Source organism: Dietzia natronolimnaea, from assembly GCF_002289575.1.
Classification (GTDB): Bacteria; Actinomycetota; Actinomycetes; order Mycobacteriales; family Mycobacteriaceae; genus Dietzia; species Dietzia natronolimnaea_A.
Map to the genome: position 1 here is coordinate 1 of NZ_NTGA01000022.1, position 19369 is coordinate 19369.

Annotated in this window: 22 protein-coding genes; 8 read left to right on the forward strand and 14 right to left on the reverse strand. The window is 71.1% G+C overall.

Annotated features, from left to right (window positions below):
- The 5 genes from CEY15_RS12565 to CEY15_RS18810 all read right to left on the reverse strand — a co-directional run.
- On the reverse strand, window positions 1-271 hold a 271-nt coding region (locus CEY15_RS12565; protein WP_176475106.1), incomplete at its 3' end, for a transposase.
- Window positions 272-322: 51 nt separating this feature from the next.
- Complete coding sequence (locus CEY15_RS12570; RefSeq protein ID WP_245847608.1) at window positions 323-556, reverse strand: hypothetical protein; 234 nt, start codon at window positions 554-556, stop codon at window positions 323-325.
- A 170-nt stretch (window positions 557-726) separates the two neighbouring features.
- A complete protein-coding gene (locus CEY15_RS12575; protein ID WP_095718735.1) occupies window positions 727-2370 on the reverse strand; it encodes an acyl-CoA dehydrogenase family protein in 1644 nt (547 codons plus the stop codon).
- Between the two features lie 29 nt (window positions 2371-2399).
- Window positions 2400-3224 (reverse strand): acyl-CoA thioesterase, encoded by an 825-nt coding sequence (locus CEY15_RS12580; protein ID WP_095718736.1) that lies wholly within the window; start codon window positions 3222-3224, stop codon window positions 2400-2402.
- A 113-nt stretch (window positions 3225-3337) separates the two neighbouring features.
- On the reverse strand, window positions 3338-3520 hold the full coding sequence (locus tag CEY15_RS18810; RefSeq protein ID WP_245847609.1) for a hypothetical protein: 183 nt from the start codon (window positions 3518-3520) through the stop codon (window positions 3338-3340).
- Here CEY15_RS18810 and CEY15_RS12585 point away from each other — a divergent pair.
- Together CEY15_RS12585 and CEY15_RS12590 are read left to right on the forward strand one after the other, a co-directional pair.
- Window positions 3519-3920: an LppP/LprE family lipoprotein gene (locus CEY15_RS12585; RefSeq protein WP_241731242.1), complete on the forward strand. Its 402-nt coding sequence runs from the start codon at window positions 3519-3521 to the stop codon at window positions 3918-3920. The two genes, CEY15_RS18810 and CEY15_RS12585, sit on opposite strands and share 2 nt — an antisense overlap.
- A gap of 21 nt (window positions 3921-3941) precedes the next feature.
- The gene (locus CEY15_RS12590) at window positions 3942-4694 is read left to right on the forward strand and encodes a hypothetical protein (protein WP_095718738.1); all 753 of its coding nucleotides are present in this window, start codon (window positions 3942-3944) and stop codon (window positions 4692-4694) included.
- A 78-nt stretch (window positions 4695-4772) separates the two neighbouring features.
- Here the strand turns inward: CEY15_RS12590 and CEY15_RS12595 are convergent, their stop codons facing one another.
- Window positions 4773-5696 carry an alpha/beta fold hydrolase gene (locus tag CEY15_RS12595; protein WP_095718739.1) on the reverse strand — a complete coding sequence of 308 codons (924 nt, stop codon included), beginning with the start codon at window positions 5694-5696 and terminating at the stop codon, window positions 4773-4775.
- A 59-nt stretch (window positions 5697-5755) separates the two neighbouring features.
- Here CEY15_RS12595 and CEY15_RS12600 point away from each other — a divergent pair, with 59 nt between their 5' ends.
- Window positions 5756-7153, forward strand: a complete 1398-nt coding sequence (locus tag CEY15_RS12600; protein ID WP_245847610.1) for an alpha/beta hydrolase domain-containing protein — start codon at window positions 5756-5758, stop codon at window positions 7151-7153.
- On the opposite strand, the gene CEY15_RS12605 is transcribed toward CEY15_RS12600, so the two are convergent.
- The 8 genes from CEY15_RS12605 to CEY15_RS12640 form a co-directional block, all read right to left on the reverse strand.
- Window positions 7143-7835, reverse strand: coding sequence for a lysoplasmalogenase family protein (locus CEY15_RS12605; protein WP_141244258.1), 693 nt, complete (start codon window positions 7833-7835; stop codon window positions 7143-7145). The genes CEY15_RS12600 and CEY15_RS12605 overlap by 11 nt on opposite strands.
- 20 nt (window positions 7836-7855) lie before the next feature.
- Window positions 7856-9277, reverse strand: coding sequence for an MFS transporter (locus CEY15_RS12610; protein WP_095718742.1), 1422 nt, complete (start codon window positions 9275-9277; stop codon window positions 7856-7858).
- Window positions 9274-9735: a MarR family winged helix-turn-helix transcriptional regulator gene (locus CEY15_RS12615; protein ID WP_428844199.1), complete on the reverse strand. Its 462-nt coding sequence runs from the start codon at window positions 9733-9735 to the stop codon at window positions 9274-9276. The genes CEY15_RS12610 and CEY15_RS12615 overlap by 4 nt, the downstream gene beginning before the upstream one ends.
- A gap of 227 nt (window positions 9736-9962) precedes the next feature.
- On the reverse strand, window positions 9963-11309 hold the full coding sequence (locus CEY15_RS12620; RefSeq protein ID WP_245847611.1) for a lipase family protein: 1347 nt from the start codon (window positions 11307-11309) through the stop codon (window positions 9963-9965).
- Between the two features lie 202 nt (window positions 11310-11511).
- Window positions 11512-12123, reverse strand: a complete 612-nt coding sequence (locus tag CEY15_RS12625) for a hypothetical protein (RefSeq protein ID WP_095718744.1) — start codon at window positions 12121-12123, stop codon at window positions 11512-11514.
- Window positions 12124-12161: 38 nt separating this feature from the next.
- The gene (locus tag CEY15_RS12630) at window positions 12162-12503 is read right to left on the reverse strand and encodes a hypothetical protein (RefSeq protein WP_095718745.1); all 342 of its coding nucleotides are present in this window, start codon (window positions 12501-12503) and stop codon (window positions 12162-12164) included.
- A complete protein-coding gene (locus tag CEY15_RS12635) occupies window positions 12500-14287 on the reverse strand; it encodes a TIGR03767 family metallophosphoesterase (protein WP_095718746.1) in 1788 nt (595 codons plus the stop codon). The genes CEY15_RS12630 and CEY15_RS12635 overlap by 4 nt, the downstream gene beginning before the upstream one ends.
- A gap of 130 nt (window positions 14288-14417) precedes the next feature.
- Window positions 14418-14693: a WhiB family transcriptional regulator gene (locus tag CEY15_RS12640; protein ID WP_241734284.1), complete on the reverse strand. Its 276-nt coding sequence runs from the start codon at window positions 14691-14693 to the stop codon at window positions 14418-14420.
- Window positions 14694-14845: 152 nt separating this feature from the next.
- Between CEY15_RS12640 and CEY15_RS12645 the strand changes: the two genes are divergently transcribed.
- From CEY15_RS12645 to CEY15_RS12665, 5 genes are all read left to right on the forward strand, one after another.
- Window positions 14846-15469, forward strand: coding sequence for a helix-turn-helix transcriptional regulator (locus CEY15_RS12645; RefSeq protein WP_095718748.1), 624 nt, complete (start codon window positions 14846-14848; stop codon window positions 15467-15469).
- A 110-nt stretch (window positions 15470-15579) separates the two neighbouring features.
- Complete coding sequence (locus tag CEY15_RS12650) at window positions 15580-15867, forward strand: metal-sensitive transcriptional regulator (protein WP_095718749.1); 288 nt, start codon at window positions 15580-15582, stop codon at window positions 15865-15867.
- Window positions 15868-15920: 53 nt separating this feature from the next.
- Window positions 15921-16136, forward strand: coding sequence for a heavy-metal-associated domain-containing protein (locus tag CEY15_RS12655; protein WP_095718750.1), 216 nt, complete (start codon window positions 15921-15923; stop codon window positions 16134-16136).
- Window positions 16137-16147: 11 nt separating this feature from the next.
- The gene (locus CEY15_RS12660) at window positions 16148-18520 is read left to right on the forward strand and encodes a heavy metal translocating P-type ATPase (protein ID WP_095718813.1); all 2373 of its coding nucleotides are present in this window, start codon (window positions 16148-16150) and stop codon (window positions 18518-18520) included.
- A 105-nt stretch (window positions 18521-18625) separates the two neighbouring features.
- A complete protein-coding gene (locus CEY15_RS12665; protein ID WP_095718751.1) occupies window positions 18626-19363 on the forward strand; it encodes a superoxide dismutase family protein in 738 nt (245 codons plus the stop codon).
- The last annotated feature ends 6 nt before the right edge of the window (window positions 19364-19369 follow it).

A 19369-nucleotide genomic window follows, 5' to 3' on the forward strand; every position in this document is an offset into this window, starting at 1 on the left:
GCTTCAAGATCGTGTTCGCCCGCCGCAGCTCACGGTTCTCCTTCTCGAGCTGGGCGAGGCGAGCATTGCGATCAGCGGACACCGACGAGGCGTCCTGGCCCTCGGCCTGGGCTTTGCGGACCCAGGTTCGTAGCGCTTCGCGGTGCACGCCGAGTTGCTCGGCGACCCGCACGATCGCACCGTGTGAACGGTCGGGATCGGCCAGGGCTTCCAGCGCCATCCGCGTCGCGCGGTCGCGAAGCTCATCCGGGTATTTGCGTGGTGCTCCCATGATTCGATGATCCTTCCGGGTAATCGATGTCTCCATCAAACCCGGGGCGCTTCAGTCAGCGTTCTGGAGCGCGATCTGGCAGGCGTCGGGGCCGATCAGCGCGGTCCACGTGGCGCCGAGGAAGCTCAGCTCGGAGACCGGGCCGTGGTCGCGGTACCGGCGGGCCATCGTGGCCAGAGGATTCTCGACGTACTCGAGGGTCCCGCCCAGGATCGGCAGGTGGGAGCGGAGGGGGGCCGGACCCGGTCGGTAGACCGGATCTCGCGGATCGCCATCGATTGACATACTGCACCTCTTTGTCGGGTACTCCCAGTGTGTGACAGCACTCACATACTGTCGGCCGAATAGTGAAACCGACAGTGTCGTTTCTCCGAATTCCTCGCGCCTGGTTCCCATCTCGGGGTCACGGGGTCGCGGGGTGGCGGGTGCCGGGTGGCGTGCGCAGGGTGCCGGGATCAGGCGCGGGCGACGAGCGCGGCCACGTCCACGCCGTGGGGGAGTGCGCCGTACTCGGCTGCGCGCTCGTCACCGAGCCTGGCCAGGCAGAACGCCTCGGCGACCGCCGCCGGGGCGTGGGCGAGCAGGACCGCGCCCTGTTGGGCGAGGGCCATGGCCTCGACGAGTCGCCGTGCGAGCGCCGGTGCCGCGGCGGGATCGGCGGCCGCGCGCCCGATCAGCCCCCGGACCCGCTCGACGTGCCGGTCGAACACCTCGTGGGAGCCCAGCTGTGCGGAGATCTCGGCGTCGAAGGCGGCCACCGACTCGGGCTCGCGGGCCATCGCGCGAAGCACGTCGAGTGCGATGACGTTGCCCGAGCCCTCCCACACGGCCAGCACCGGCTGCTCGCGGTAGCGGCGGGCCAGCGGGAACGCCTCGGTGTAGCCGTTTCCGCCCAGGCACTCCAGCGACTCGTAGGCGTGGTTGGGGCCGCGCTTGCACGTCCAGTACTTGGCGACCGCGGTGGCAAGCCGGCGGTACGCGGCGGACTCGTCGTCGTCATACGCCGCCGACAGGCGGAGGGCGGTCCACGTGGCGGCCTCCGCCTCGAGCTGGAGGTCCGCCAGCACGGCGGCCATGGCCGGTTGGTCCACCAGGGTCGCACCGAACGCGGCCCTGTGACGGGCGTGCCACGAGGCCTCGGCCACGCCCTGGCGCATGCCCGCGGTCGCGCCCAACACGCAGTCCAGGCGGGTGCGCCCGACCATCTCGATGATCGTGCGCACCCCACGGCCGGGATCGCCGACCATCCAGCCCAGGGTGCCGTCGAACTCCACCTCGGACGAGGCGTTGGACTTGTTGCCCAGCTTGTCCTTGAGGCGTTGGACCAGGAAGGGGTTGCGCTCGCCGCCCGGGAGGACGCGGGGGACGAGGAAGCAGCTCAGTCCCTCCGGTGCCTGCGCCAGCACCAGGAAGGCGTCCGACTGTGGGGCCGAGCAGAACCACTTGTGGCCGCGCAGCACGTGCAGGCCGTCCCCGACCGGGGTGGCCGTGGTGGTGTTGGCCCGGACGTCCGACCCGCCCTGCTTCTCGGTCATGGCCATCCCGAACAACACCCCCGACTTGGTGGCGGGGTCGCGCAGCTCGGGGTCGTAGACCCTGGACATCAGCGCCGGCTCCCATTCCGCGGCCAGCTCCGGGCTCAACCGCAGGGACGGCACCACGGCGTGCGTCATGGACAGCGGGCACCCGTGCCCGGCCTCGATCTGTGAGACCAGCATGAAGCCGGTGGCCCGCTCCACGGTGGCGCCGGGACCCGGATCCGCCCAGGCGGAGGTGTGCAGGCCGCGGGACACCGAGAACTCCATGATCCGGTGATAGGAGGGATGGAACTCGATCTCGTCCACCCGGTTGCCCCACCGGTCGTGGGCGCGGTGCACCGGGGTCAGGGTGTTGGCCAGCTCCGCGTCGTGCTGGAACTGCTCCGTACCCACGTGTCGGCCGATCTCGTGGAACCGCTCGGTCGCGGCACCCGCCGCGCCGGGAGCGAAGACGCCCACGGCCTCACGGAGTGCGGGATTGAGGGCGTACTCGTCCACGTCCACGCGCGGCGGCGCCTGGTTGAGGACCTCGTGGGTGGTGTGGTTGCGCGTCGTCGACATGTGGTGGGTGCTCCTCCGGCCCGCGGTACTCAGGACTTGAAGTACATGAGTTGGTGGCTGGTGGCGAGCAGGGTGCCGTCGCGGCTCCACAGTCTCGCCGATTCATCGTGGTAGTTGCCGTGGAACCGGTGGGCGTGGACGCTGCCCAGGATGAAGTCCGTGCCCTGGGCCGCGATCTCGTCCGCGGTGGCCAGGTAGTGGATCGTCAGCGTGACCGTTCCCGCGGGGATCGGCCGGCCGAGCCGGAGGAACGACCTGGGGAAGAACGAATCGCACATCGCGGTGAGCGCGACGTGGTCGAGGGGGCGGGGCGGGGTGTCGCGGATCCACATCGTCGTCGTCGAATCCGGGCTCGTCTGTCCCTCCTCGACCGACTGCAACGCCCCCGTCACGAACCGCATGTCGTAGTTGTCCACCCACTTGACCCCACGGTCCGCCGCGGCCGGGGTCAGGTCCTCGGGTGCGGGGACCCCGGGCGGGCCGACCTCGGTCTCCGACCACGTCTCGCGCCGCAGCGCGGTGATCGCCGTGGCGGTGGTGACCACCTGATCGCCCTGGCGCATCTCGAGCCACCAGTGCTGGTTGGAGCGGTTGGTGCGGGTCGGCAGCACCTCGATCTCGAACTCGCCCTCGGCCACCGGGCCCGCGTAGTTCAACGTCAGAGCCAGCGGGTCACCGTGTAGCTCCGGGTGCTTCAGGATCGCCTGCAGCATCGTCGCCGCGGTCGTCCCGCCGAACGGCCCGACCATGTTGGCCCACGCGTCGACCGTGCGGCCCCGGACCAGGTTCTCGCCGCCGCGTTCGAGAGCGACGGCCTGATCCAGAGTGTGTCCAGGGGCGTATCGACCGGTCACGGCACTCTCCTCATCGGGCGGCGTGAGGGGTGCGCCGCCGGGTGGTCCCACCGTACCGAGGGGTCGGGGGGCGCCCGGTCACCACTCACGGTGGTTCTCCGGTGTGACCCGTGTCACCATGGGGTGTACTCGATCGGAGAGGCGATCTCGATGCCCGGAACCGTCAGAACACCGAACGTCAGAACACCGAACATCAGAACACCGAACATCAGAGCCCTGACCGCCACGGCCCTGACCGCCGGCCTGCTCGCGTCCTGGGCGCCCGCTGCATCCGCGGTCAACACCGACTCCCTCATGCCTCCGCCCGCCGGGTGTTCGGTGGACGTGCAGCGGATCGCCGCGCAGACCCCCGGGCCGTTCCCCGGGGTCGGGTGGACGGTGGGGCAGAGCGGGAACCTGTGCGGTGAACTCGGCTACCTGTTCCTGGAGACCGCGGGCGGGACGGTCTCGTCGCCCACCCGTGTCGTGCTGTTCCACCGGGGCGAGCAGGTCGCGACGCAGCCCGGCACCACGCCGCGTGTCCTGCTCGGGCAGCACAGCGACTTCCACGTGGAGCTGCGCGTGCAACAGGAGCCGGTGGCGGGCCAACCGAATGCGGAGGCCGTCTACGCCTCCACCATCTACGTGTGGAACCCGTTCGCCGGCGCGGGGGACGCGACCCCGATCGGTCCGCTACCGCCCGGGATGACCCTCTAGCCAGGGCGACGGGGTGGCGACGTGACCGGGGCCGACGGAGTACGGGGAGGCGGTCAGTCGCCGGTCTACGCGGCCCTCGCGGTGGTCGTGGTGGTCGGGGTCCTCGTCGCGACCGTCACCACCGTCGCGCTGATGCGATCGCGAGACGAGACGTCTCCCGAGGTGACCGCCCCGGCCGGCCCCAGCACCACCGCGACCTCGACCCGGGCCTCTCGCGCCACCACCACCGCTCCCGCCACGCCCACCGCGGTCGTCCCCGCACCCGCGGCGGTGTGTGACGCCGGGGTGATCAACACCGACCTGGGGTACCCGGACAGCGGAGCGCGGATCATCGACTGCGACGCCGGCTGGGCGGTCATGGCCGGCGACATCTCGGGAGACCCGTTCTGGGTGGTGTTCCGGAACGGCCGGTGGCGGCAGGCCGATGGGGTCTCGATCTACACCATGACCTGCCCGGACGAGGCCATCGCGATGGGCGCCCCAGCGTGGATGGCCCGCAGGCACCTCGTCACCTGCCGCACGTCGATGACCTCCGCCGTCGTCCCCACGCCGCGCGCGATGACGACCCGGGGCGCGGCCCCGCCGACGACGATCCGGACCACGGCGGCCCCGACGACGACCCGCGCGCAGACGTCGATGCCGACCTCGACGCCCGCGACCTCGCAGACGCCGACGGGGGCGCCCTCCGACACCTCGACGGCCACCGCGGGGTCAGCGACGGCGGGCACAGCGACGGTCGCGGCCCCCGGCGCCGCAGCGGACCGGGCGCCCTGACGTCCCGCCGGCCGGAGGGCGATCCCCGTCGGGGGGAGGGCGATCTTCCCCGGCCGGATGTCGATCCCCCCCCGGCGGTCAGATGCGCTCGAGGAACCCGGCGATCGCCGCCCATGACTCCTCGGGGGCCTCCTCCACGAGGTAGTGCCCGGCGTCGATCGCGCGGCCCTCGGCCCGGGGCAGCCGGCCGCGCCAGACCTCCAGCGGATCCACCTCCGCGCCCACCTTCCCCCGGGCGCCCCACAGCACGAGCGCGGGCAGGTCCGGCCGGCGGTGCAGATCCGCCTCGTCGTGGGCGAGGTCCACGGTGGCAGCCGCCTGATAGTCGCCGCAGATCGCGTGGATGACGCCGGGTCGAGCGATGGCCTGCTCGTACTCGGCCAGGGCCACCGGATGGAACGCCTCCAGCGGGGAGTAGAGGCCGGCGAGGGCCGAATGGAGGAATCGCACCGGGTCGTCGGCGATCATCGGCTCCGCGATCTCGGGCCGGGCCAGGAAGCCCCAGTGGTAGTAGGCGCGGATCATCTCCGGTGACATCTGCCGCCACACCTCGGTGGTGGGCAGGATGTCGAGCAGCGCCACGCCCCGCACCAACCCGGGCCGATCGAGCACCAGCCGATGCGCGGTCCGGGCACCCCGGTCGTGTCCGATGACGACAGCGGTGTCGTCGTCGGTCCCGTCGCGTTCCCCGTCGCCTGCCGGACCGGACCCACCTCCCCCGAGCTCGCCGATCAGTGCGGTGACGTCGGCGGCCATGGCGCGGAAGGAGAAGTCGTCGTCGAGGCACTCCGAGGCGCCGTATCCGCGCAGGTCGGGAACGGCGACGGTGTGCCGGGTGGCCAGCCCGGCGGCAATCCGGTGCCACATCGCCCCGGTCTGCGGGTACCCGTGCAGCAGCACGACCAGCGGTCCCGATCCGCCGACGCGCACCCTGATCCGGGCGCCGGGCGTCTCGATCACGCGGGAGCGGAAACCGGGGAAGAGATCGGGTCCGTCGGTCACCGGGTCTCCTTGGCCTGAAAGGGGGTCGCCAGGGCGACGCTAACAGGCACAATCGGTCCATGCACCGATCCCGGCGAGCCACATTCGTAGAGTTGACGCAGGGCAGGTCCTTCCCGCCGATGTCCGGCCGCGCGGCCCCGGACCTGGCGGCGGCCGGGTTCGGCGAGTCGGAGTGGGCGTGCAGCGGCGAGGCCGTCTCCTACGACACGGTGGCGACACCGGGCGACGGGCGCGTCGAGCTCACCGAGGCCGATTCCGCGCCGTTCGCGACCCGCGTACTGGTGCGGCAGCCGGAGCCGGGGTCGTTCAGCGGCGTGGTGCTGGTGGAGTGGCTCAACGTCAGTGGTGGACAGGACGCCGCGCCGGACTACACCTACCTCGCCGACGAGATCCTCCGGGCGGGTCACGCCTGGGTCGGGGTGTCGGCCCAGTTCATCGCGGTCGAGGGCGGGGACGCCGCGGTGGGCCTCGGCGGCCAGACCAAGGGACTCCGAGCCCAGCGGCCCGAACGCTACGGGGACCTGCACCACCCCGGCGACGCGTACGCCTACGACATCGTCACGCAGGTGGGGCGCTACGTGCGCGAGCCGGACGGGGAAGGGCCGCTCGCAGGTCTACGCGCGCGGTCGGTCATCGCGGTGGGCGAGTCGCAGTCGGCGTTCGCGCTGACCTCCTACGTCAACGGCGTCCACCCGCGGGTCGGGGTGTTCGACGCGTTCCTCCTCCACAGCCGTGGAGCCGGGTACCTGCCCTTCGACGACCGCGGCCGCGGAAGCGACATCGTCGCCGCCCTCGGTCGCGGCCCGGCGACGCTCCGCGAGGACGTGGGCGCGCCGGTGATGGTGGTGCAGGCGGAGGGTGACCTGATCGGTCGTATCGCCTCCCTGCCCGCCCGCCAGCCCGATTCGGAGTCCGTGGTGACCTGGGAGATCGCCGGCCAGGCCCACGCGGACCTCTACCAGCTGGGTGAGTTCGCACAGTTCGTCGACTGCCACGGCCCGGTCAACAGCGGCCAGCAGGTGTTCGTCCTCCGCGCCGCCCTGAGGCACCTGGTGTCCTGGGTCGCCGGCGGTGCGCGCCCGCCGGCCGCGCCGCCGGTGGAGATCGACGACGACGAGGTCGTCACCGACGAGCTGGGCAATGGCCGGGGTGGCGTGAGGACCCCCGTCGTGGAGGCCCCGGTCGAACAGCTCACCGGAGTGCCCCATCCCGAGGCCCAGCCCCTGTGCATGCTCCTCGGGCGGACCGTCGAGCTCTCCGAGCAGGCGCTGCGGGAGCGGTGGCCCGGTGGTGGGCAGTCAGGGGCAGCTCAGTCAAGGGGAGCGCAGTCGGGGCGTGAGCAGTACCTGGCGGCCTATCGCGCGGCCACGGACCGGCTCATCGCCGAGGGATTCCTCCTGCCCGAGGACCGTGAGGAGATCCTGGCCGACGCCCGCCCGGAGCGCCTCACCTGGTGAGTCGGGCGCGGGTGCCGCGGCGGGGTGCGCGGCCCCAGGTGAGTTCGGGTGATCGCGTGAGCAGGATGACCGCCACGAACAGCGCCTGGGCGCCCACATAGGTGGCCATCACCACGAGGTCGCGGTTCGCCCAGGCGACGAGATCGGGCCGGAAGGCCCCCAACGCGATCAGGCCGTCGGACAGGACGAACAGGGCGCCGCCGAGCGCGCCGACCCAACCGTGGCTCGAGGCGAGCCACGCCACGGCGAGCAGAAGCAGCCCGTAGACCACCACGGCCGGGGCGAGCATCCCGGCCTCCGGAACCGTCACCACCAGCAGCGCGACCGCCACCACGATGAGCAGCAGCGTCCACGCGAACGGCGACCGTCCCCGGTCCACGCGGGTGAACGCGACGATCCACAGCACCTGGGCCGCGGCGAACCCGCCGATCATCGACAGGAACTGCACGTCGGAGGGGACGATCTTCGGGAGTGAGTCCCCGACCCAGCTCGCGGCCAACGCTGCCAGGGCCCAGGGCCAGGCGGGCCCGCGGTCCTCGGGCGGCAGGACGAGCAGCACCACCGCCAGCGCGGGCATGAGTAAGACCTGCGACCAGGCTGCCACCGCGTCGGCGCCGGTCACCAGCGCGACCAGGTGGGCGAGCGTCACCCCGGCGACAGGGCCCCAGCTCAGTGCGCGCATGCGCACGACGCTATCGCCGCTCACCGCCCCGCGCCGTGGGATGCGCCACCTCGTCGTCGTCGCATGATGGCGTGCCACGTCAACGCCACCATCACCGCGGCGCAGCACAGCACGCCCACACCGAACGCCATGGTGATGCCCTCGTCGGTGGAGTAAGTCGACTCGGACGGGTGGGCGGCGAGCACGGCGGCGGACAACGCGGCACCCACAGCGCCGCCGACCGTGCGCAGGACCTGGTTGAAGCTCACGGCGCTGCCGAGTTGGTCCACGGCCACACTCCGGGCGATCAGCGCGGGCATGGCGGCGTAACCGGAGCCGATCCCCGCCCCGAACAGGAACATCCCGACGGCGAGCGTGAGGAAGTTGTCGTGAGCGGACCACAGCAGCAGCGATGCCACGGTCATCACGGCCGCGCCGACCGGCAGGAAGACCGCCATGTCGACCCGGCGCGCGAGGGCACGGACCGCGCGATTTGCCAGGAAGCTCCCCACGGACAGCGGCGCCATCATGAAGCCCGCCCACATGAGCGGGACGGCGAGCCCGAAGCCGGTCCCGGCGGGCGCTTGCGCCACCAGGCTCGCGATCGACAGGCCGATGTACAGCGCGGTGCCCAGCCCGATCGCGGTGGCGTTGGCCAGCAGCACCTCGGGTCTGCGCACCACCCGCAGGTTGATCAGCGGGTACCGGGTCCGCACGCTGTGCACGACCCACATGGACAGGGCGGCCAGGGCTACCGCAAGGGTCGACAGGGCGCGCGGTGAGGTCCAGCCCCACCCCTGGGCCTCGGAGATCCACAGCAGCAGGGTGGCCAGGCCGGCGCCCAGCAGAACTGTTCCCGGCAGGTCGAGGGGCGTGCGCGGGGCGAGCGGGTCGGGCCCGGCGGGCACGAAGCGCCACACCGCGGCTGCCGCGGTGGCCACGAACAGCGCGGCGAAGGCGAACGCGGACCGGTGGCCGAACCCCGCGGCGAGCAGGCCGGTGAGCGGGTATCCCAGCCCCATCCCCACGGAGACCGTGACCGACAGGGTGGAGATGGCCGGTTGGGATTCGGAGTAGCTCAGGTGCCGGCGGGCCAGGGCGATCGTGACCGGGACGGTCCCGTAGAGCAGGCCCTGCAGTGCCCGGCCGATCAGGAATACCGTGAAGCTCGTGGCCACGGTGGCGATGACCGATCCCGTGAAGATCACCGCCAACGACGCCAGGAGCAGCCGCCTGGTGTGGGGGCCGTCCGCCATCCGTCCCATGATCGGGGTGGCCACCGCGCCCACCAGCAGGTTCACGGTGAGCATCCACTGCGCGGCGCTGACGGTGATGCCGAACTCGCCGGCCACCGACGGCACGAGCAGCATGCCCAGGGAGCTGACGATCGCGCTGGTGAGCCCGGCGTAGACCAGGGTCTGGAGGAACCAGCGGGGCGCGGGCGCACGGTCGGTCGAGGTCACCTCGTGCCCTCGGTGTCCAGCCTGCTGAGCAGGGGCACGGCTGAGGCCAGCGTGGCGCGCTCGGACTCGCTGAGCTCGTCGGTGACCGCGTGGACCAGCCACTCCTGCCCGGCCGAGCGTTCGCTGACCAGGCGTGTGCGGCCGCTGTCGGTGAGGGTGATCAGGACCCGTCGGCCGTCGGCGGGGTCAGGGCTGCGGGAGACCAGGCCCATCTCTTCGAGTTCGCGGACCGCACCCGCCACAGCCTGGTGGCTGATCCGCTCGTGCGCGGCGAGGACGGTCGCGGTGAGTGCGCCGTGGCGGTCGAGGCGGGCCAGGATCCCGACCTTCCCCATCGACAGCGTCCGGTGCTCGCCGAGACGCCGCCACAGCGGGCGCAGGGCCTCGCGCAGGTCGGTGGCGAGCGCGGCCGGGTCGGTGGGGTCTGGGCTGGCCGCAGGGTGGGTCTGGTCGGTCACCCGGGCGATTCTACAAGCTGCTTGCGCAATCTACTTGCGAGACTGGGGTCCGAGGCCCGCACCTGCCCCTTGTGCCCCGGCGTTCCCCCGCGCCTTCCCGGCGCTCCCCATCGGCAGGCGCTCCCCATCGAAAAGAGCGTTCCGAACACCTGCTACTCGGCGGATGTGTTCGGAACGCTCTTTTCGATGCAGCGGAACGCTCGTCGCGACGCGCGGGGGTCGGCGGCTCAGTACGTCCCGCAGTTGACCGGCGCCGGGACGCCGTCGATCCGGTCGGCCAGGTACTGCACCGTCCCGCCGAGGCCGGAGAGCATCGGCACCGCGTGGTTGATGACCAGCCCGGTGGCCACCGGCGGGGTGTGGTCGATCACCATCTCGACCGCCGCACCCTGCGCGCACCAGTCGCGGCCGAGCCGCTGTGACTGGTGGCCGGGCACCACGTCGTCGTTCACGGGGGACAGGATCCGCACCGGCGTGGTGGGCGACATGCGGCCGATGCGCTGGCGCTCCAGGTAGTCCATGATGGCCGGATCCTGCCTGGCGATCTCACCGGCGGACTGGCCGGACAGCGTGAAGTTGTTGGTCCGCTGATGGAAGAACTGGATGGCGGTCTCGCCGATGCACTGGTCGGAGGTGGCGGCGAGCATCGCCCGGCCGTGGTCGTTGAGGTAGGCGTCGAGGAGTCGGTTCATCTCCGGGTAGGCGTCGACGAGGCTGTTGAGCGAGTACCCGATCACTCCGGCGATCGCCGACCCGTCCGCCCTCTCGAGGGTGGCCAGGAGGTCGGCGGGCGGCGATCCGGCGGCGGTACCGACGAGGTTCACCTCGGCCGCGTACCGCGGGTGCAGTTCGGCCGCCGCGGCCACCGCGCCGCCGCCCTGGGAGTACCCGGTGAACACGGTGCGCGGCGAGTCGCCGATGTCCGCTCCCGGGACCCGCGGCGCGGCGCGGGCGATGTCCAGCACGGCACGGGCCGAGGACTCGCGGTGGACGTACGGGTGGATGCCGGGCGTGCCCAGCCCCTCGTAGTCGGTCATCGCGACCGCGTACCCGCGGGCCAACAACGCGTAGGCCTGGATGATCTCGTAGCCGAAGCCCACGCCGGGCGGGTCCGTGCGGACCGTGGCCAGGTTCTGGAAGGTCTTCGACGGCGCGCAGTGGTCGGCCTGGCCCTGGGTGCCCGGCGCGAGCACAGCGAGCGGCCGAGTCCCCGGACCCGTCCACGGTGCGCGGGGCTGGAGGTAGGTCCCGGTCACGGCCACCGGCTGATTTCTCGACCCCACGGAGGTGTACATGATCCGCTGGGCGTCGGTCGAGACCGCGCCGGCGCCGTCCGAGAGGAACTCCGCCCCGGGGATGGGAGGGATCGCACCGGCGAGTGGGAACGCCTCGGACTTGACGAGCGCGCCCGCGCCCGCGGGCAGTTGGGCCGGCGGTTGGTAGAACGCGGGAGCGGGGTCGTTGGACGAGCCCTGTGCGGCGGCGACCGGGGCGAGCACGGCCCCGCCGCCGATGGTGGTCGCCAGAGCGGTGGCGAGTGCGGCAGCGCGCATCGCGGTTCGACGAAGTAACACGGTCCCCCCGGACTTAATGTGTCGTGAATCACTGATGAACGGAGTCTAAGTCGCCACCCTCCCGCGTGGGTCGGGCACCCTCCCGGAGCTACCGTCGTGGTCATGACCCAGCGCCCGGGCGGAACCTGTGGGAGCGCGCCCGCGATCGAGGCGCCGCCGACGCCGGACGCCTGCGGGGTGGTCACGCCGGAGGTCGGCCCGCCTAGGCCGACCTGGCCCGCGTCCGCGGAGATCCGGCGGTTCGAGTAGCCCTGAACCCCTCGTGCCCGACCTGCTGTGCGGCTCGACGATGCAGTACCGCCCAATGGGTCGCCAGTATCGATGCGCTGAATCCGAACACGACCCAGGAGAGCGCTGCGGAAACGGGTCCGCCGATGAAGAAGCCGAGCAGCAGAGCGATGACCCAGTTGACGATGAACAGCAGTGCGACCCAGAAGAACCCGAGCAGGGCGCGACCGGGAGTGCACGTGACGGTACGGAGTACGCCCGGGCTCGGCCTTGACGCAAGAGACGCGAGTAGCGGTACCGCAGCCACCGCGACGACGACTGGCAGAATCGGCGACACAACTCCGGCCAGGCCTCCGAGGACGACTGCCGCCGTCGCGCCTATCAGCACCGTCATCGGCGGTACTGAGAACCGTGCGTCGGCATCGACTGCGGCGGCCGACGCCCCCAGGATCAGCCAGAGCGCGAGGATCATCGCCAGTCCTGAGGCGCCCACGCGCAGTGCGAATCCCCACGCACCCTCGGGGGTTGGATCATCGACCACCAGCAGCGCCTGGAGAAGTGCGTTGACGATCACCACCGGGAGCACTACAGGGGCACCTCGGAGACACCCCCGCCACGTCCCGATCATCGCGCGCCCACCGTTCCATTTCGTTCGAGAACGGCCTGCACGGGACCCGAGTAGATGAGGCTCTGCCCGACTCTGAGGTCGAAGGACGCGCCGTCCTCGGAAGTCAGGGTCGCCGTGATGGTCTCGTTGCTGACGGTTTCTCCGACACATCGAAGAGCCGCGCCGTGGCCATCGCACACCGGCGCGACGAGAACGTCGACACCCTGCTCCAGCAGCACCTCGATCGCCGCGTACCTCAGGTCCGCGATCTCCGCTCCCCCGACGGGTGCGAGTGCGTCGATCTGCGAGCATCCCGCCAGGGCAAGCGTGAGGATCAGGCCTCCGGTCGCCCGCTTCACCGCTGCCCCCGTTGCTCGTGGGCGAGGAGGCGCGCGCGCTCGCGCAGGTGCTGCTGTTCCAGCGACGCGTCGGTGATCGCCTCCATCTCGAACGGGGCGGGCAGAAGGAGCTCGGTGTTGCGGTCCAGCGCCGAGCCTCTCCTCATCAGGGGGTTCTCGGCCCAATCGTTCGCGGCCAGCTCCCGACTCCGCGACGCCAGGTCCAGGTACCCGCCCGACGAGCCCGGGGTCACCGGCGACGCGTGATCGAGCACCGTCGTGAACAGTGACAGCGTTCCATCCCGGTTGTCGACGATCTCGACGGTCTGCTGTTGTTGTGGGAAGTCGATGCAGGACGCCGTCGTGATCTCCCAGAAGCCGGTGCGGTCGGCCCGGTGGGCGAGGATCTGATTCTGATGTGTGTGCCCGTTCAGCCAAGCGATCACCACCGGGTACGCCAACAGCATGTCGACGAATTCCTCGGCGCCGTGGAGCGTCATGTCCGAGCCCGGTCTCCGCGCCCGATTCTCCAGGGTCATGCTGTTGTGATGCGTCAGAACCAGGACGAGCTTCTTGTCGGACTGTGCACGGTCCAGCTGGCCCTTGAGCCACTCGAACTGGTCGGCCGGCACCGCACCGTCCGCCCCGGCGACGGCGTTGCAGGTATCGAGTCCGAACAGGCGCACGTGGGGTGTCACATCAGTGGTCCACCAGGTCTCTCCCGAATCGAGGTTGTGCTGGGTGAAGCCGTGCCCGACGGGGCCGGGTGTCGCCGTGGTGTTGAAGTGCTCGGCCATGAACTCGCGTTGCTCGAAGAGGTACCGCCGCGGATCCGAGGTGACTCCACGAAATCCCGGTCTGGTTCCTGACTGGACTCCCCATGCGTCACTCAACCGTTGCAGGGGACTCGCGGTCGCGGCGTATCCGGCCAGAATCGACGTCGAGGTGGCGGCGAGCGTATGGGCCTTCTGCGATCCGACCGCCAGCGAACGCAACTGGGAGGAGAGTCCGAACGTGCCGAGCAGGAGCGTGTCGTGGTTTCCGTACACCGAGTACCACGGCACCGGGAGGCCCACCGACTCGACAGGCCGGGCGATGGCCTCGGCCAACAACCCGGGCAGCCGGGGAAACCCGTAGTCGCCGAACGCGCCACCCGACGGCGACCCCGGTCGGTAGGCCCAGTGCGCGTCCTGCCATGCCTGCACACCCTCGAATACATGGGGGGACCCGCTGTTGGGCGTCACCGCCACCCCGTCGAGAACATCGATGTACCACCGCAACTCGAGATGGGAATGCATGTCGGCGCTGTCGCCGGTGACTATCGCCGCACCGAGGGGCGCCCCGGTCACCGGACTGGTCGAGTTGTCGGCGAAGGCCTTGACCATCGCCGCGGTCACATGAACGGTGAGTGGATCCTGCGGGTGGAACGCCGACCCCCATGTCGCGTGATCCTGAACGATCATCGGTTCGATACGGCAGGGGGACTGCGCGTCGATGACGTGCATATCGGACAGGTGTCCGAGATACAGGAGGGAACGGCGCGAATCCACCCGTGTTGGAGAGGGAGACGCGCGCAGGATGTCCGCTCGCGGAATATGGTCCTCACCAGGTCCCGCGGCCAGGGTCCGATACGAGTGGGCGTCGCCGCCGTTCCTCAGAATCGTCCCCGTCAACGTTGACGGTGGCGCGTCGGGAACCGTCCGAGCGGTCGCGAGCCGGCTGCTCAGCGAACCGGGAGCCACTCCCCACAACGCCGCCAGCAGGCCGACGCGGCTCACGAACTGTCGACGGGATAAACCGGGCATCGACGCTCCTCCGGCCAGGGGTAGCAGAAGAATAGCGCCGGAGTCGGCGGGATGGAACGGGGTGCAATGTCACCGGGTGGAACCCGTTCTGCGCCAACGCGACCTGCACGCACCGCATCCCGGCGGCGGGTCAACCGGTGCGCAGCCGGCCCGCCATCTTGTGCCGTTCCAGCTCGGTCATGCCGCCCCAGACGCCGTAGAGCTCCCGCTCCTCGATGGCGTACCGGCGGCACTGGTCGAGCACCGGGCACTGCCGGCAGAGCTGCTTGGCGAGTTCCTCGTTCTTCCGCCTCGTGCCCTTGAGGTCGTGGTCGTCGTTATAGAACAGGTCCTGGTGGCCGACGCAGTTGCCGCGGTCAGCCCATGCCCATCGATCGTCCACTGCGGTCGAGGCGGCCTCAGCCAAATGATCATCCCACTTCCCGGGTCGGCGACGAGTCGAAAGACCGTGCGCGGAACAACGTCCCATCATCCGTTGTATGAAAGCGGGCGGACTACACCCCCAGGGGTGTGATCGCCGTATCGGGGCATCCGAGGGTTCGTTGCTAAGGTCTGTCCATGCCGGTCAGGGTGACTGTGATCAACGACTACCTCGTCGTCGTAGCCGGGGTGAACGCCATACTCTCGGAGTACGCCGACCGCATCGAGGTCGTGGAGAAGCGCACGGTCTCCAAGGGGGCGGCTCCGGTGGACGTGGCCCTGTACGACACGTTCGCCGCGCCGGTCGGTAAGCACGCCCGCCTGGCCGCGTTGCGTCAGGACCCGTCGATCGGTGCGATCGCGGTCTACTCCTTCGCCGCCGGCCACGCTGCTGTGGAGGACAGTCTGGCGTTGGGGGCGAACGGCTTCCTCTCCAAGTCGCTGTCCGCCCCGGAGCTGGTCCGGGGGATAGAGGAGATCGCGGCGGGGCGCGTCGTGACGATGGTGGGGCCGGGGCTGTCCGCCACGGGGGCCAACGACTGGCCCGCCAAGGAGGCGGGCCTCTCCGCCCGCGAAGCCGAGATGGTGGGCCTGATCGTGCAGGGCATGTCGAACCGGGAGATCGGCGACCGGTGCTACCTGTCGGCCAACACGGTCAAGACCTACATCCGTGCCGCCTACCGGAAGATGGGCGTGAACACGCGCGCCCAGGCGGTGGCCTGGGGAATCGAACACGGCCTGAAGCCCGACCGCCAGGCCTGAAGCCCGACCGTCAGGCCTGAAGCCCGACCGCCAGGCCTGAACCGCGGGAGTCCGGTGGCGGGGAGACGTGGGCCTTGAAATGGGTACCCTAGGGGGGTACTGTATGTCGCATGGCCGAGCACGGATACACCCCGAACAAGGACGACCACCTCAAGCGGCTGCGCCGCATCGAGGGGCAGGCCCGCGGGCTGCAGAAGATGGTCGAGGAGGACAAGTACTGCATCGACATCCTCACGCAGGTCTCCGCCATGACCCGGGCCCTGCAGTCGCTCTCGCTCAACCTGCTCGAGGAACACCTGGGCCACTGCGTGGCCGGTGCGATCGAGCACGGCGGCCCGGAGGCACAGGCCAAGCTCGCCGAGGCCAACGCGGCCATCGCGCGCCTGGTCAAGTCGTAGTCCGCTCCACCGAGCCGCCCTCCACCCATCTGCCACCACCAGAGGAGAACCCCATGTCCGACACCGCCACCTTCACCGTCTCCGGGATGACCTGCGGCCACTGCGTCGCGTCCGTGGAGGAGGAGGTCTCGGAGATCCCCGGCGTCCAGTCGGTCGAGGTCGACCTGGAGTCGGGCCGCCTCGTCGTCGTCGCCCCCCATCCCGTCGACCCCGCGCTCGTCCGCGCGGCCGTGGACGAGGCCGGGTACACACTCCACGACGCGGAATGAGGGAGGACGCCATGACAGGCACCGATATCGCCGGCGGACCGGCGACCACCGTCGTCGACCTCCAGATCGAGGGCATGACCTGCGCCTCGTGCGCCAACCGGATCGAGCGCAAGCTCAACAAGCTCGACGGGGTGACGGCCGAGGTCAACTACGCCACCGAGAAGGCGCGCGTGGAGTACGCCCCGGGCGTGGAGTCGCAACTCCTGCTCGACACCGTCCAGCAGGCCGGGTACTCGGCGCGGCTCCCGCAGCCCCGCACGCCCGCCGCCACCTCGACCCCTCCCGCCGCCGACGGGGCCGCCGCCGCGACGGGACATGCCGGCAACGCCACCGACGACTCCGCGGCCCCTGACCGGGTGGAGAGCCTGCGCCACCGCGTGATCGTCTCCGCGCTGCTGTCGATACCCGTGATCGCGATGGCCATGATCCCGGCGTTGCAGTTCACCAACTGGCAGTGGCTCTCGTTGACCCTCGCCGCTCCGGTCGTCGTGTGGGGCGGGTGGCCGTTCCACCGCGCGGCGGCGATCAACATCCGGCACGGCTCGTTCACCATGGACACCCTCGTGTCGATCGGCACGTCCGCCGCCCTGCTGTGGTCGCTGTACGCCCTGTTCTTCGGCCACGCCGGGATGCCGGGCATGACCCACGGGTTCGAGTTCTCGCTCTCGCCCAGCGACGGCGCGGGGGACATCTACCTCGAGGCCGCCGCCGGGGTCACCACCTTCGTGCTGCTGGGTCGCTACATCGAGGCCCGGTCCAAGCGCACGGCCGGGGCGGCGCTCCGATCGCTGCTCGAGCTCGGCGCCAAGGACGTCGCGGTGCTGCGCGACGGCGTCGAGACGCGGATCCCCGTGGAGAACCTGCAGGTCGGTGACGAGTTCATCGTGCGCCCCGGCGAGAAGATCGCGACCGACGGCCGGATCGTCGACGGCGCCTCCGCCGTCGACACCGCCATGGTCACCGGTGAATCCGTGCCTGCCGAGGTCTCCACCGGCGACGCCGTGGTCGGCGGCACGGTCAACACCAGCGGGCGGCTGATCGTCCGGGCCACCCGCGTGGGATCGGACACCCAGCTCGCGCAGATGGCGCGGATGGTCGAGGACGCACAGTCCGGGAAGGCCGCCGCGCAACGCCTGGCTGACCGCATCTCCGGGGTCTTCGTCCCCGCCGTCCTGGTCTTGGCGGCCGCGACGTTCGCCTTCTGGCTGCTCACCGGATCCGGCACCTCCATGGCGTTCACGGCCGCGGTCGCGGTGCTCATCATCGCCTGTCCCTGTGCGCTCGGTCTGGCCACGCCCATGGCCCTCATGGTGGGGACCGGCCGCGGTGCGCAGCTGGGCATCCTCATCAAGGGCCCCGAGGTCCTGGAGTCCACCCGCCGCGTCGACACGATCGTGCTCGACAAGACCGGCACCGTGACCACCGGAACGCCCGCGCTGGTCTCGGTGACCGCCGCGGACGGCGAGGACGAGACGCAGGTGCTGCGCCACGCCGGCGCGGTGGAGGACGCGTCCGAGCACCCGATCGCCCGGGCCATCGCCGCCGGCGCCCGAGAGCGGGTCGGTGACCTACCGGCCGTAGCGGGCTTCCGCAACACCGAGGGGCTGGGGGTGTCGGGACGGGTCGGAGCCGACCCCACTGACGACACCCGTGACGACGACGAGGTGGTCGTGGTGGGCCGTCCGGCTCTCCTCGCCGAGCAGGAGATGCCGCTGCCCGCCGAGCTCGAGCGGGCGGTCGACGAGGCCTCCGGCCGCGGCCACACCGCGGTGGCGGTGGGCTGGGGTGGCCGTGCCCGCGGGGTGCTGGTGGTGGCCGACCAGATCAAGGACTCCTCCGCCGAGGCGGTCGGGAGGTTCCGCGGCCTGGGTCTCACCCCCATCCTGCTCACCGGCGACAACGCGAGGGTGGCCGCGTCGGTGGCGCAGCAGGTGGGCATCGACCCCGGCCCGGACACCGCGATCTCCGAGACGGTCATCGCTGAAGTGCTGCCAGCGGAGAAGGTGGACGTGATCCGCAGGCTGCAGGCGCAGGGCCGGGTCGTGGCCATGGTCGGCGACGGCGTCAACGACGCGGCCGCCCTCGCCACCGCCGATCTGGGGCTGGCGATCGGGACGGGCACCGACGCGGCGATCGAGGCCTCCGACCTCACCCTGGTCCGCGGAGACCTGCGCGCCGCGGCCGATGCGATCCGGCTGTCCCGCAGCACCCTGCGGACCATCAAGGGCAACCTGTTCTGGGCGTTCGCCTACAACGTGGCCGCGCTGCCCCTGGCGGCGGCCGGGCTGCTCAACCCGATGATCGCGGGCGCGGCGATGGCGTTCTCCTCGGTGTTCGTGGTGGCCAACAGCCTGCGGCTGCGCCGCTTCCGTGCGGCGGAGTAGCGGGTTTCGCACGGTTGCATCCGCGGTGAGCGTGGGTACGGTGACGGCCACGACGCCGACACGCACGACGCCGACACGCACGACGCCGACTAGGAGGTCCACCGGATGACCGCACAGAACCGACCTGGACAGACCGTTCCCGACCAGACAGTTCACGCCCAGACCGTGCCCACTCTCCGCCGAGCCCGCAGGGGCAGCGCCTTCGTCGCACTCACCGCAGCCGCGGTGCTGGCCGCCTCGTGCGGGACCGGGGAGGACTCTCCCGCCGCCGAGGGGACCACCACCCCCCAGGACACCGCCACCACCGCTGACGCGGGAGCCGGGGGCGGGGAGCAGGGCGACCGGGCCTTCGCCACCGCGGAGCTCACCGACCCTGAGGGCGGACCCCTGGGCACGGTGGAGTTCGTCGAGGCCGAGGGCGGCACCCTGGTCACCGTCGAGGCCAGCGGACTCGAGCCCGGATTCCACGGACTGCACATCCACACGACCGGGCTGTGTGAGCCGGACAGCGCCAATCCCAACGACCCCGAGGAGAGGGGCGCGTTCCTCTCGGCCGGCGGGCATCTGGCCGGGCCGGGCGGCGGGGCCGGGCATCCCGAGCACGCGGGCGACCTGCCGCCGCTGTACGTCGCCGGCGACGGGACCGCCCGCCTCACCACCCTGACAGACCGGCTGGACCGGGAGCTCCTGCTGGACGACGACGGTTCGGCCGTGATGATCCACGAGGACCCGGACAACCTCGCCCACATCCCGGAGCGCTACGCACCGGACGGGCCGGACGAGGACACGCTGATGGCCGGCGACGGAGGCAGCAGGATCGCCTGCGGGGTGGTCGTCGGCTGACCCCCT